The sequence below is a fragment of the Microbacterium sp. ABRD28 genome (assembly GCF_003850245.1).
Classification (GTDB): Bacteria; Actinomycetota; Actinomycetes; order Actinomycetales; family Microbacteriaceae; genus Microbacterium.
In genome coordinates this window covers 2,703,317-2,716,312 of sequence record NZ_CP031015.1, presented here as the reverse complement: position 1 = coordinate 2,716,312, position 12,996 = coordinate 2,703,317, and the positions used below count along the sequence as shown (strand labels likewise).

Annotated in this window: 14 protein-coding genes and 1 tRNA gene; 9 read left to right on the top strand and 6 right to left on the bottom strand. The window is 68.5% G+C overall.

Going from position 1 to position 12,996, the window contains the following annotated elements:
• Positions 1 to 15 precede the first annotated feature (15 nt).
• Positions 16 to 1,122, bottom strand: coding sequence for an ABC transporter ATP-binding protein (locus DT073_RS13095; protein ID WP_124293784.1), 1,107 nt, complete (start codon positions 1,120 to 1,122; stop codon positions 16 to 18).
• Positions 1,123 to 1,382: 260 nt separating this feature from the next.
• On the opposite strand from DT073_RS13095, the gene DT073_RS13090 reads away from it, so the two are divergent.
• Together DT073_RS13090 and DT073_RS13085 are read left to right on the top strand one after the other, a co-directional pair.
• A complete protein-coding gene (locus DT073_RS13090) occupies positions 1,383 to 2,345 on the top strand; it encodes a DsbA family protein (protein ID WP_124293783.1) in 963 nt (320 codons plus the stop codon).
• A gap of 34 nt (positions 2,346 to 2,379) precedes the next feature.
• Positions 2,380 to 2,455 (top strand) — tRNA-Thr (locus DT073_RS13085).
• A gap of 116 nt (positions 2,456 to 2,571) precedes the next feature.
• Here the strand turns inward: DT073_RS13085 and DT073_RS13080 are convergent.
• Positions 2,572 to 3,234, bottom strand: a complete 663-nt coding sequence (locus tag DT073_RS13080) for a hypothetical protein (protein ID WP_124293782.1) — start codon at positions 3,232 to 3,234, stop codon at positions 2,572 to 2,574.
• 74 nt (positions 3,235 to 3,308) lie between these two features.
• On the opposite strand from DT073_RS13080, the gene DT073_RS13075 reads away from it, so the two are divergent.
• Positions 3,309 to 4,256 carry a DMT family transporter gene (locus DT073_RS13075; RefSeq protein WP_124293781.1) on the top strand — a complete coding sequence of 316 codons (948 nt, stop codon included), beginning with the start codon at positions 3,309 to 3,311 and terminating at the stop codon, positions 4,254 to 4,256.
• Between the two features lie 18 nt (positions 4,257 to 4,274).
• Here DT073_RS13075 and DT073_RS13070 read toward each other — a convergent pair whose 3' ends face one another.
• Positions 4,275 to 4,835, bottom strand: coding sequence for a nitroreductase family protein (locus DT073_RS13070; RefSeq protein ID WP_124293780.1), 561 nt, complete (start codon positions 4,833 to 4,835; stop codon positions 4,275 to 4,277).
• 5 nt (positions 4,836 to 4,840) lie between these two features.
• A complete protein-coding gene (gene msrB / locus DT073_RS13065) occupies positions 4,841 to 5,248 on the bottom strand; it encodes a peptide-methionine (R)-S-oxide reductase MsrB (RefSeq protein WP_124293779.1) in 408 nt (135 codons plus the stop codon).
• A 120-nt stretch (positions 5,249 to 5,368) separates the two neighbouring features.
• On the opposite strand from msrB, the gene DT073_RS13060 reads away from it, so the two are divergent.
• From DT073_RS13060 to DT073_RS13035, 6 genes are all read left to right on the top strand, one after another.
• Entirely contained in the window at positions 5,369 to 6,394 is a 1,026-nt protein-coding gene (locus tag DT073_RS13060) for a DUF2332 domain-containing protein (protein WP_124293778.1), read from the top strand.
• Between the two features lie 30 nt (positions 6,395 to 6,424).
• Complete coding sequence (locus DT073_RS13055; RefSeq protein WP_240638615.1) at positions 6,425 to 6,670, top strand: DUF3263 domain-containing protein; 246 nt, start codon at positions 6,425 to 6,427, stop codon at positions 6,668 to 6,670.
• A gap of 77 nt (positions 6,671 to 6,747) precedes the next feature.
• On the top strand, positions 6,748 to 7,350 hold the full coding sequence (locus DT073_RS13050) for a LytR C-terminal domain-containing protein (RefSeq protein ID WP_124293777.1): 603 nt from the start codon (positions 6,748 to 6,750) through the stop codon (positions 7,348 to 7,350).
• Positions 7,351 to 7,480: 130 nt separating this feature from the next.
• Positions 7,481 to 7,681 carry a cold-shock protein gene (locus DT073_RS13045; RefSeq protein WP_124293776.1) on the top strand — a complete coding sequence of 67 codons (201 nt, stop codon included), beginning with the start codon at positions 7,481 to 7,483 and terminating at the stop codon, positions 7,679 to 7,681.
• A gap of 156 nt (positions 7,682 to 7,837) precedes the next feature.
• Entirely contained in the window at positions 7,838 to 9,457 is a 1,620-nt protein-coding gene (gene groL, locus DT073_RS13040) for a chaperonin GroEL (protein WP_124293775.1), read from the top strand.
• 104 nt (positions 9,458 to 9,561) lie between these two features.
• The gene (locus DT073_RS13035) at positions 9,562 to 10,230 is read left to right on the top strand and encodes a DUF2461 domain-containing protein (protein WP_124293774.1); all 669 of its coding nucleotides are present in this window, start codon (positions 9,562 to 9,564) and stop codon (positions 10,228 to 10,230) included.
• A 10-nt stretch (positions 10,231 to 10,240) separates the two neighbouring features.
• On the opposite strand, the gene DT073_RS13030 is transcribed toward DT073_RS13035, so the two are convergent.
• Both DT073_RS13030 and DT073_RS13025 read right to left on the bottom strand, forming a co-directional pair.
• Complete coding sequence (locus DT073_RS13030; protein ID WP_124293773.1) at positions 10,241 to 11,206, bottom strand: bile acid:sodium symporter family protein; 966 nt, start codon at positions 11,204 to 11,206, stop codon at positions 10,241 to 10,243.
• The gene (locus DT073_RS13025) at positions 11,203 to 12,930 is read right to left on the bottom strand and encodes an AMP-binding protein (protein WP_124293772.1); all 1,728 of its coding nucleotides are present in this window, start codon (positions 12,928 to 12,930) and stop codon (positions 11,203 to 11,205) included. The genes DT073_RS13030 and DT073_RS13025 overlap by 4 nt, the downstream gene beginning before the upstream one ends.
• Between the last annotated feature and the right edge of the window lie 66 nt (positions 12,931 to 12,996).

Sequence of the window (12,996 nt, the reverse complement as noted above, 5' to 3'; positions counted from 1 at the left end):
CCGCGTCGTGGTGTGTCAGGAGCCGGAGACGACGGGGGCGTCGTTGAGGCGCTCGCCGGTCTCCATGTCGAACGCGTGCACGTGGCCCGCGGTCGCGGCGAGGGTGACGGTGTCGCCGGCCATCGGGTGGCGGCGGCCGTCGACGCGGGCGACGATGTCGGTGCGCTTGCCGTTGATGTCGGTGTGGCCGTACAGGTACCCGTCCGCACCGAGCTCTTCGACCAGGTCGACCGTGACCGACAGGCCCTTGCCGTCGGCGGGGCCGACCACGATGTCTTCGGGGCGGACACCGACGGTGACCTCGGAGCCGTGGGCGCGGCCGACGGTGTCGCGGTCGAGCGGCACGATCTCCGAACCGAAGTGCACGCCACCCTCGGCGAGCGAGGACGGGAACAGGTTCATCGCGGGCGAGCCGATGAAGCCGGCCACGAAGACGTTGTTCGGGCGCTCGTACAGATCACGCGGGGTGCCGACCTGCTGGAGCAGACCGTCCTTGAGCACCGCGATGCGGTCACCCATCGTGAGGGCCTCGGTCTGGTCGTGGGTGACGTAGACCGTGGTGACGCCCAGGCGACGCTGGAGCGACGCGATCTGGGTGCGGGTCTGCACGCGGAGCTTGGCGTCGAGGTTCGACAGCGGCTCGTCCATGAGGAACACCTGGGGCTGGCGGACGATGGCGCGGCCCATCGCGACGCGCTGACGCTGACCACCCGAGAGGGCCTTCGGCTTGCGCGTGAGGTACTGCTCGAGGTCGAGGAGCTTCGCGGCCTCGAGCACGCGCTGCGCGCGCTCTTCCTTGCCGACGCCCGCGATCTTCAGGGCGAAGCCCATGTTCTCGGCCACGGTCATGTGCGGGTAGAGCGCGTAGTTCTGGAAGACCATCGCGATGTCGCGGTCCTTCGGCGGGACATCGGTGACGTCGCGGTCACCGATGAGGATGCGGCCGGAGTTGACCTCTTCGAGGCCGGCCAGCATGCGCAGCGACGTGGACTTGCCGCAGCCGGAGGGTCCGACGAGGACCAGGAATTCGCCGTCGCCCACCTCGAGGTTGAGCTTGTCGACGGCGGGGCGGGTGCCGCCCGGGTAGAGACGGGTTGCGTTGTCGAACGTGACGGACGCCATTGTTTTCTTCTCCTTCACCGGCAGGTACGTGCCGGACGATCCGTTGTGAATGGAGCGGTGTGACCGCAGACGCCCACCATCGGGCGCCTGCCCTCAGTATGTCACGCGTGCGCGCGAGCGGAAACGACGGCGAAGCGGGCAGCGGTGAGGGTCGTCCGTCTGGGCTTTTCCCAGCCTGCCTGATTAGCATCGTCCCCGGCCCGCCTCGCCAGCGCCCCGCCCTGTTGCCCATCGGCAGCTCCATTCGTCCGAGAGGTTTCATGTCCCACGACCAGTCACCGAACGTTCCGGCCCACCGTGAACGCCGGAATGCGGTACGCGAGAAGGCCCAGCAGGTCCAGGCGCGTCAGTCGCGTCTGCGCTGGCTGCGTCGTGGCGGCCTGACGCTGCTGGCCGTGGGTGTCGTGACGGTCGCTGCCGTGATGGTGACGTGGGCGGTCGGATCCTCGATGTCCCGCCCCGAGCTGCGCCCCCAGAACGTCACCGACGACGGGTTCGCCGTGACGTCGGTCTCGGGTGTGGCAGCCCCCGAGGTGGCGGCGGCTCCGGATGACGCTACGGCGAGCGCCACGGTCGAGGCGACGCCCGAGGCCACCCCCACTCCCACGCCGACGCCCACCGAGGCGGCGGTCGTCGACATCCGGGTCTACGTCGACTATCTGTCGACCGGTTCGCGGGAGTTCCAGCTCGCCAACGTCCAGCAGCTGAAGACCTGGGTCTCGCAGGGCGCGGCGGATCTGACCTACCACCCGGTCGCGATGCTCACGGCCAAGTCCAACGGCACGAAGTATTCGCTCCGCGCGGCGGCGGCAGCCGCCTGCGTGGCGACGCACTCGCCCGAGGAGTTCTTCGCGTTCAACGACGCCCTGCTGCGTGAGCAGCCCGAGGTGGACACCGACGGCTTCACCGACAGCCAGCTCGCCGACCTGGCGCAGGCGGCCGGTGCCGAGTCGCCGAAGCTCGTGCGCTCGTGCATCGAGGAGGAGTCGTACCTGGACTGGGCTCGGGATGCGACCGAACGGGCGCTGAACGGAATCCCCGAGACCGAGGGCGTCACCCTGACGGGTACTCCGATGGTGCTCGTGAACGGTGTGCCCTACGTCGGCGCCCTGGACGATCCGCAGGAGTTCTCGCAGTTCGTGCTGACCATCGGCAGCGACGCGTACTACAAGACGGCTTCGCCCAGTCCGACGCAGACGCCGACTCCGACGGCGACTCCCTGACCGGCTCGCATCCCTCGATAGGATGGGATGCCTTGCCGGCTTGGCGCAATTGGTAGCGCACCTAACTTGTAATTAGGGGGTTACGGGTTCGAGTCCCGTAGCCGGCTCCAGAGCCCCTCCGCGAGTCGTCAGAAAACGCGGCCTCACGTCGATCCGGGCCGCGTTTTCTGACGGGTCGCGACGAATGGGCGCGGCGGGACGGGGCCCCCGGACCGTGCGCGACGCGCTACTGCGGCGGCGCGAAGCGCAGTGACACCGTCGTCGCACCGCCCTCGCGGAAGAAGGCGACCTCGGCCGTGACGGCGGTGTCCGCATCCGCTCCCGGCCCGATCTCGACCTCGAAGACCTCGCCCGATCCCGTGGAGTTGAACTCCAGCAGGCGTTCGTCCAGCCCCTCGAACTGCGACGCGTCCCAGCCGAACTCCGGCGCCCGCGCTCGCAGCCCGTCGATCGCGCCACGCCACGAGCCCGCCCCGTCGATCCCCACGGTGATCGAGGCAAGCCGATCATCCGCCGCCGTCGCGGTGGCGGTGACGACGTCTTCGACGACGTGCACCTCGTCTCCGGCGGCGATGAGCGCCCGGACCGGCCGGCGGAACTCGGCGTCCTTGGTCTCGTTGGCGCGAAGCCCGAGGTCGGATGCCGGAAGGGCCCCGTCGCCGACGCGGACCCGCAGCACGCCTTCGACGTTGACGTAGTCGAATCCGGCGTCGGTCAGCATGCTCCCACCGTCGGACGCCTTCTGATCCGCCGAGGCCTCGGGCTCATCCTCGGCCCACCACGACCCCTGAACCGTGAATGTTCCGACGACGACGGCGCCGATGATCAGCACGAGAAGCGCCGCGGGCAGCCAGCTGAGGAGTGTTCGGGTTCGACGGGTGACGGGCACACTTCAGCGTACGTCGGCGCACCACTCCTCGTCCCTCATCCGGACAGCGCCGCCTGTCCCTGCATGATGGAGGGATGCCCGCTCCACGTGTTCCGCTCGCCCTCGCCGTCGCGGGCGCCGTCCTCGTCGGCGTTTTGACGGCTCTGCAGGCGCGGGTGAACGGTCAGCTGGGCGTGAGCGTCGGCAACGGGGTGGTCGCCGCCGTCATATCGTTCGCGTCGGGTCTTGTCATCGTGGCCGTCATCACCGCGCTGACACCGGGCGGCCGCCGAGGGGTCACGGCGCTGCGACGGGGCGTCAGGGAACGCTCGATCCCGTGGTGGATGCTCCTCGGGGGAGCGGCGGGCGCGCTCACGGTCGCGACGCAGGGACTCGCCGTCGGCATCATCGGGGTCTCCCTGTTCACCGTGGGCATGGTCGCCGGCCAGGCGGTCGCGGGCCTCATCCTCGATCGCACCGGCTACGGACCTGCGGGGGCGGTCGCGGTCACGGTCCCCCGGCTCCTGGGCGCCCTTCTCGCCGTGGCCGCCGTCGCCTTCGCGCTGAGCGGCGACACGCTGGCCACCGTTCCCCTGTGGATGCTCGTCCTTCCGCTGCTCACCGGCGCCGGCATCGCCTGGCAGCAAGCGACCAACGGTCGTCTCCGCGCGCGGGTCGGCTCACCCCTCACGGCGACCCTGGTCAATTTCATCGGAGGCACGGCGATCCTCGCGGTGGGGGCGGGGATCAGCGTCGCCCTCGTCGGTGCGCCCACGCAGTTCCCCACGAATCCGCTGCTCTACCTCGGCGGTGCGGTCGGCGTGGTCTACATCGTCCTCTCGGCGGCGATCGTGGGCTCCACCGGCGTGCTGCTGCTAGGCCTCGGCGCCGTCGTCGGACAGCTCGCGACATCCGTCCTCATCGACGCGTTCTGGCCGGCGGTCGGCACCCCCGACCCGCTGCAGGCGGTCGCCATGATCACGCTCGCCTTGCTGTCGGTGATCGTCGTGAGCCTGCCGTGGCGTCGGATGCGCCGGCGTTGACGTGCCCGCCGGCTCGCGTCAGCGCGGGTCGCGCTTGTCGGCCGGCATGCGCGAGAGGAAACGGTCGGCCTCGATCGGCGCGCGCCGACCCGGACGAGCGTCACTCGGCTTGCCGCCGACGTAGAGCCACCCGAGCAGCTCCTCGTTCTTCTTCAGCCCGTGAGCCTTGGCCACCGCTTTGCTGCGCGTGTAGTGGCCGGTGCGCCAGATCACACCCCAGCCCGCATCGTCGAGCAGCAGGCTCAGCACGTGCGCGACGCCGGAGGCGACGGCCTCCTGCTCCCACCGCGGAACCTTGCCGCTCTTGCGATAGCTCGCGACGACGGCGAGGAGGAGGGGCGCACGCTGGGGCTTCGTGGATGCGCCCTTGTGCCCCTCGGCCTTGTTGATCGCCCGGCCGAGTCGATCGCGGTCGGCGCCGCGCAATTCGATCAGTCTCCAGGGGCGCAGGGAGGAATGGTCGGCCACCCTCCCGGCCGCGGCGACGAGCCGGACCAGCTCCTCGTGCGTCGGCGCGTCGGCCGTCACACGAGACCACGAGCGTCGACCGGCGACGGCGTCGTACACCGCCTCACTCATCGCACTCACGCGGACGGTTCGGGCGTGAAGTCCAGAGCGAGCGAGTTCATGCAGTACCGATCACCGGTCGGAGTGCCGAAGCCGTCGGGGAAGACGTGGCCGAGATGCGACCCGCAGGCGGCGCAGCGCACCTCGGTGCGCACCATCCCGTGACTGTTGTCCTCGATGAGCTCGACGGCTTCGGGTCGGATCGACTCGTAGAAGCTCGGCCACCCGCAGTGGGAGTCGAACTTCGTACCGCTCTTGAACAGCTCGGCGCCGCAGGCGGCGCAGGCGTAGAGACCCGCGCGTTCCTCGTCGAGCAACTCTCCGGTCCAGGGGCGCTCGGTCGCCGACTCGCGCAGAACCGCGTACTGCTCGGGGGTGAGCTCGGCTCGCCACTGCTCGTCGGACTTGTCCACCGTGTAAGACATGGAACCTCCTGCATCCATTCAACCGCAGACCCGCGACCCGGGGCGCCTGGTCCGCCATGCGCGTACACGCGGCGACACATCGGTGATGCCGACGACGCTCGACCGCGGCACGATGGGACGATGCCCGACTCCGATGCTGTCGTTGACGTCGCCGAGCGGTATCGCAGGTTCGCCGAGATCGAAGCGCCGGGGCGCTCGATGCTGTACGAAGCCTGGGCCGCCGGGGTGTCGGGCGACCGGGCGGTGCAGCGAATCCTCGCGAGGATCCCCGCGACGCACCGTCAGCCGCCTCTCGTGTTCGCCGTCACGCGTCTCCTCGGTGCACCGGAGGACGACTACCCCGCGTGGGCGGCGTGGACGAAGCGCCACGCGCGGGCCGTGGTCGAGGAGTGCGCGGCCCGCTCGCTGCAGACCAACGAGCCTCTTCGCTGCGCCGCGCTCCTTCCTGCGCTCTCCGCCATCACGGGACCGATCGCCCTGCTCGAGATCGGCGCGAGTGCCGGCCTGTGCCTGTATCCCGACCGGTATTCCTACCGGTATGCCGACGGGCCCGCCCTCGACCCCGTCGACGGGCCCTCCGCGGTCATCCTCGACAGTGCGCTCCGGGGACCTGGCGCTGAACGCCTCGCCGAGACGCTGACGCTGCCCGAGGTGGTCTGGCGTGCAGGAGTCGATCTCGCACCCCTGGATGCCGCGGACGCGGCGGATCGCACATTCCTCGCCGCCCTGGTCTGGCCGGGCGAGACGGGACGACAAGAGCGCGTCATGGCCGCGCTCGACATCGCGGCGGCGGATCCGCCGCGGATGTGGTGGGGTGACGCCTCGGAACCGGGCGTGGTGGCGCAGGCCGCCGCCTCCGCTCCCGCGGAGGCCACTCTCGTGATCACCACCCCCGGAGTCCTCCCGCACATCCCGCGCGCGGGTCGGCAGCGTCTGCGCGCAGAGATCGACGCGCTCGGCGCCACGGTGGGGGCGCGGTGGATCACCCTCACCCCCGCGGACATGGCCGACCAGTGGCATCCCCCTCTCGATCCCCGGCGATGGTCGGGGTTCGTCCTCGCGATCGACGGGAATCCCTGCGCCGAGGTCGATCCGCTCGGCGGATTCGTGGAGTGGCGCGCGGGGGAGCAGGGGGCCCGGGGTTAGCGTGGGCGGGTGCCCCTGAGTGACAGGCCCTTGAGTGAACGAGATCGGCTGATCCTCGACTTCGAGGCGCTGTGGACGCGACACGGCAGCGCCAAGGAAGAGGCCATCCGCCTTCGGCTCGGTATGTCTCCAGGGCGGTATTACCAGCTGCTCACACGGCTCATCGACACCACCGAAGCGCAGGAGTACGACCCCATGCTGGTCAAGCGTCTGCGCCGCATCCGCGACGCGCGCCTGCGCGCGCGGGTCATCCGCACCGCCGCCACCGGGCGCTGAGGGCGGCGACGCGGCAGGGGGATCTTCCGTCCAGCTGACGCTTAGGTTGCCTCTGCCCGCTTCGGTAGCATCTTCTGGTGCCGAAAAGGACCTATCCGCGGGATCGCTTCGATGACCTCCCCGCGGACGGAGGACGTGTCGGCGCCCACCGTGCGGAGAATCCCCGGATGCGTCCGGGAGTGGTGCTGCTCTGGGCGAGCCTGGCCACCATCGTGCTCATCGTCGTCGGCATCTTCGGAACTCTGCTGACGTCGGGGCGCATCCAGCTCGCCCCCGACGCCGAGCCGACGGCGTCACCGCAACCCACGGTCGAGCCGGTGATCGACACGTCGTACTCGGTGCAGGTGCTCAACGCCACGCCGGAGCAGGGGCTGGCGACCCAGGTGAAGGATGAGATCGTCGCGGCCGGATGGTCCGCCGACGCCGTCTCGGCCAGCGGCGCCGGGACGACCGACTTCGCCGAGACCACGGTCTACTACGCCTTCCCCGGAGACCAGGCGGCCGCCGCGGGTCTCGCCGACCTCGTGCTCGGCGGCGCACGCATCGAGCAGACCGATGTCTACCAGCTCGCCGACGACCCGAACACCCCGGAGGACGAGAGCCAGGCTCTGCAGCTGACCGTCGTCATCGGGCTGGACCGCACGACCGACGCGCCCGCCGAAGAGACACCCGCTCCCTGAACCGAGAGATGTGTTTCGCCCGCGTAAATGTTTGACAGCGGGCATGTCAACAATCGCGTGAGAGCCGGTTCCCGCCTGTCGGCGGTCCCTAGCATGGGCCCTGTCCCGCCGCAGTACAGGAGAGTTCGCCATGACACAGGGCACCGTCAAGTGGTTCAACGCCGAGAAGGGTTACGGTTTCATCACCGCCGGTGACGGTCAGGATGTCTTCGTCCACTACTCGAACATCGACATGACCGGGTTCCGGGTTCTCGAGGAGGGTCAGACCGTCGAGTTCACCGTCGGGTCGGGACAGAAGGGCCCGCAGGCCGAATCGGTCCGCGTCGTCTGAGAAGCGGATGACGCGGGTCGGCGTCGCGCGCCGACCCGCCACACGCCGCGTGTGCCGTGGCTTGCACTCACCCATGCCGAGTGCCAGAATGGATTAGCACTCGTGATTGTTGAGTGCTAAGTCCGAAAGCCTACGTCCGGGAGGGACGACACACACATGGCAAAGATCATCGCTTTCGATGAGGAGGCCCGTCGCGGCCTCGAGCGCGGCCTGAACACCCTGGCCGACGCCGTCAAGGTGACCCTGGGTCCCCGCGGTCGCAACGTCGTGCTGGAGAAGAAGTGGGGCGCCCCCACGATCACCAACGACGGTGTCTCGATCGCCAAGGAGATCGAGCTGGACGACCCCTACGAGAAGATCGGCGCCGAGCTGGTCAAGGAGGTCGCGAAGAAGACCGACGACGTCGCCGGTGACGGTACGACCACCGCGACCGTGCTCGCCCAGGCGCTCGTTCGCGAGGGTCTGCGCAACGTCGCCGCCGGTGCCGACCCGATCTCGCTCAAGCGCGGTATCGAGAAGGCCGTCAAGGCCGTGACCGACCAGCTGCTGGCCGACGCCAAGGAGGTCGAGTCCAAGGAGCAGATCGCCGCGACCGCGTCGATCTCCGCGGCTGACCCCACCATCGGCGACCTGATCGCCGAGGCGATCGACAAGGTCGGCAAGGAGGGCGTGGTCACCGTCGAGGAGTCGCAGACGTTCGGCACCGAGCTCGAGCTCACCGAGGGTATGCGTTTCGACAAGGGCTTCATCAACCCCTACTTCGTCACCGACCCCGAGCGTCAGGAAGCGGTCTTCGAAGACCCCTACATCCTGATCGCCAACCAGAAGATCTCCAACATCAAGGACCTTCTGCCCGTCGTCGACAAGGTGATCCAGGACGGCAAGGAGCTCGTCATCATCGCCGAGGACGTCGAGGGTGAGGCGCTGGCGACCCTGGTGCTGAACAAGATCCGCGGCATCTTCAAGTCGGCTGCCGTCAAGGCTCCCGGCTTCGGCGACCGTCGCAAGGCGCAGCTGCAGGACATCGCGATCCTCACCGGCGGCCAGGTCATCACCGAGGAGGTCGGTCTCAAGCTCGAGAACGCCACCCTCGACCTGCTCGGCCGTGCGCGCAAGGTCATCATCACCAAGGACGAGACCACCATCGTCGAAGGTGCCGGCGACGCTGCGCAGATCGAGGGTCGCGTGACCCAGATCCGTCGCGAGATCGACAACACCGACAGCGACTACGACCGCGAGAAGCTCCAGGAGCGCCTCGCCAAGCTCGCCGGCGGCGTGGCCGTCATCAAGGCGGGTGCGGCCACCGAGGTCGAGCTGAAGGAGCGCAAGCACCGCATCGAGGACGCCGTCCGCAACGCGAAGGCTGCCGTCGAGGAGGGCATCGTCCCCGGTGGTGGTGTCGCGCTGATCCAGGCCGGCAAGATCGCCTTCGAGGCTCTCGAGCTCGTGGGTGACGAGGCCACCGGTGCGAACATCGTCAAGGTCGCCATCGAGGCTCCGCTGAAGCAGATCGCCCTGAACGCCGGTCTCGAGCCCGGTGTCGTGGCCAACAAGGTCGCCGAGCTGCCGGTCGGTCACGGCCTGAACGCTGCGACCGGCGAGTACGGTGACCTGTTCGCGCAGGGCATCATCGACCCGGCCAAGGTCACCCGCTCGGCGCTGCAGAACGCCGCGTCGATCGCCGGCCTGTTCCTCACCACCGAGGTCGTGGTCGCCGACAAGCCCGAGAAGGCTGCCGCGGCGCCCGCCGACCCCACGGGTGGCATGGACTTCTGATAGCAGTCCCACACAGAGGCGCCTCTCCTCCAGGAGGGGCGCTTCTGCGTGTGACCGGAGCATTCCGGTCCTCATCCCGGATCCCGACGGCTACCATCTGCCGCATGGCCTTCGACGGACTGGACTCCGACGCCCCGCGCTTCTACGACGACCTCGCCGCCGACAACACCCGCGAATGGTGGCTCGCGAACAAGGCCCGCTACGACGCGGTCGTGCGTGGTCCGTTCGAGGCGCTCGCCGCCGAGCTCGAGCCGGAGTTCGGTCAGCTGAAGATCTTCCGGCCGAACCGCGATGTGCGGTTCAGCGCCGACAAGTCGCCCTACAAGCTGCACATCGGGATGGTCTCGCTCACGCCGGTCGCGTACTACCTGCAGCTCTCGGCCACCGGACTTCTCATCGGCGGCGGTTCGTACGACGTTCCGCCGGCCGCGCTCGCGCGATTCCGTGAGCTCGTCGACGACGACCGTCGTGGCCCCGAGGTGGAGGGTCTCCTCTCGGCGCTTGCCGAGGACGACCTCGTGCCGATGAGCGAGGACGCGTTGCGCACCGCGCCGAGGGGGTACTCCATCGACCACCCCCGGATCGAGCTGCTGCGTCTCAAGCACCTGGCGGTCGGGCGCACCGAGCCGCTCGCGGACTGGATGTGGGGCCCCGAGGTGTTCGACATCGTCAGCGACGCCTGGCGCGGCGTGGGAATGTGGAACGGGTGGATCGCGCAGAACCTGGGGGACCTGCTGATGCGCCCCGATCGCGAGCGGCCCGGTCGGCGCTGACGGATTCCTGTCAGAGGAGGCTCGGGATCTTCTGCTCCTCCGCAAGGTTCGCGCGCCGGAACCACAGCGTCACGAACGTCGACACGATGACGATGAACAGCGAGTACAGCGCCGGGACGATCAGGATCAGCCCGATGTCGGGGTTCCCCGAGAAGCTCAGCAGCACGATCGCGATCGCGAGTGGTCCGTTCTGGATCCCCGTCTCCAGACCGATCGTGCGCGCATTCATCGGGTGCAGGCGGATGGCGCGGGCGATCCCGTACGCGATGGCGATGCCGAACAGACCGAGTCCGATCGCGACGAGATAGGTCTGCCACGGCGTGGAGGTCAGCAGTCCCCAGTTGCGCGGCACCCACGTCGCCATGAGGAACACGATGAAGAACAGGCCGAAGAAGCCGCCGAGCAGTTCCATCACCGCTCCGACGTTCGCACTGAATCTCCGCACGAGCATCCCCGCGACCACCGGGATGAGGAGGGTGGCCAGGGTGACGACGATGTTCACGATCGGGATCTGCAGGTCGGTCGATTCGGTGAAGATGAACGACCCGTAGAGGGCGAGCATCAGAGGTGTCAGCACCAGGGCCCACAGCGTGGAGTTGGTGGTCATGATCACGCTCAGGGCCAGATTGCCCTTCGAGAAGTAGGTGAAGATGTTCGAGGTCGTCCCCGCCGGCACGCACCCCATCAGCAGCGCACCGATCGCCACCGGGATGGCGTACTCCCGGGGGAGCTGGAACAGCACCAGCACGACGAGGACGTACGACAGGAGCGGCATGATGCCGAACTGGGTGACGAGACCGATGATGAGCCCATAGGGCCGTCGGAGCGCCAGCTTGAAGTCGCGCGGCGTGAGCCCCGCGCCCAGGCCGAACATGATGACGAACACCAGTCCGACCAGCAGCACCTGCTCGAACGGGGTGACGACGTCCTGCTCGTCGACCACGGCCTGACCCGTGGCCAGGAACACCTCGATCATCGCGCTTCACCGCTCGTCGTCGGCGCAGGCTGCGCGCCGTCGCGGAGCTCCCGGCGGAGGATCTTGCCGATGGGGCTCTTGGGGAGCTCCTCGACGAACACCACCGACTTGGGAACCTTGTACGCCGCGAGGGTCTCGCGGCAGTGGGCGATCACCTCGGCCTCGGTGGGCGCCGACGTTCCTGCGACGACGTAGGCCCGAACCGCCTCGCCGGTCCTGTCATCGTCGATCCCGATCACGCCCACCTCGACGATGCCGGGCATCGCGGCGATGCGCTCCTCGATCTCGTTGGGGTAGACGTTGAAGCCGCTCACGATCACCATGTCCTTCTTGCGATCGACGATGGTGAAGTACCCCTCGGCGTCCATGGTGGCGATGTCGCCCGTATGCAGCCATCCGTCCACGACGGTGACCGAGGTCTCGTCGGAGCGTTGCCAGTACCCCTTCATGATCTGCGGCCCTCGCGCCACGAGCTCTCCGGCCTCGCCGACGGCGGTCTCCCGGCCCTCCGCATCGAGGCACCGCACGTCGGTGGAGGGAACGGGGATGCCGATGCTGCCGTCCTTGCCGTTCCCCCCGAGCGGATTGAACGTCAGGACGGGGGAGGACTCGGTGAGCCCGTACCCCTCGACGATGGGGGTGCCGGTCACCTCGCGCCACCGTGCGGCGACCGACTCGTGAAGCGCCATCCCGCCTGCGGCTGAGGCGTGCAGGTGCCGGGGAGGGCTGTCGACGAACCATCGTTCATTCAGCAGCGCGTTGAACAGGGTGTTCACCCCGGTGAGCCACGTGATCCGGTAGTTCTCGAAGGCCCGCTTGAGATTGCTCGGGGGTCGCGGGGTGGGGATGAGGATGTTCCGTGCACCGAGATGGTGGAAGCCGAGGAGATTCACCGTGAACGCGAAGATGTGGTAGATCGGCAGGGCGGTCAGCACGATCTCACGTCCGCGCCGCATATGCGTGCTGCACATCGTGATCGTCTGCAGCGTGTTGGCGACGAGGTTCCCGTGGGTGAGCATCGCGCCCTTGGCGATGCCGGTGGTGCCGCCGGTGTACTGCAGCGCGGCGACGGAATCGAGGTCGACGTCGTCGAGATAGGCCGCGACGGCTTCCGCGGTCTTGCGCGCGCGGCCCGCCTTCAACGCGTCCTGGAAGGGGGTGTGCGCCACGCTGATCGCGGGGAGCGAGCGATTCCAGAATCTCTGCACCATACGGATGACGCCGGCGATGACGGGTGGGAAGAACTCGGCGATGCGCACCGTCACCACCGTGCCGATCGACGTCGAGGACAGCACCTCCGGCAGGCGATCGGCGAACATGTCGATGATGACGAGCGTCGTGGCGCCCGAGTCGGCGAACTGCCGTGCCATCTCGGTGGCCGTGTACAGGGGATTGGTGTTGACCAGGACGCATCCGGCCTTCAGGATGCCGAACGCGACGACGGGATAGCTCAGGCAGTTGGGCATCTGCACGGCGACGCGGTCTCCGGCGGACAGTCCCACCACTTCTCGGAGATACGCGGCGAAATCGTCCGAGAGCGAATCGACGTCGGCATAGGTGAGCGAACCGTTCATGCCGTTCGGCATGCACTGTGTGAAGGCGATCGTGTCGGCGTAGTCGACGGCGTCCTGCCGGAGCATCGCGGGCAGATGGGCGAAGGGCGTCTCCTCGAGTTCGGGAGACACGTCGGGTGGATAGTGGGCGAGCCAGGGCCGTGAGGTCATCTTCGATCCTTTGCCGGGGGCGGGCAACGCCGGCGAACACACCGACGCTGGTGATTCATCTCGACT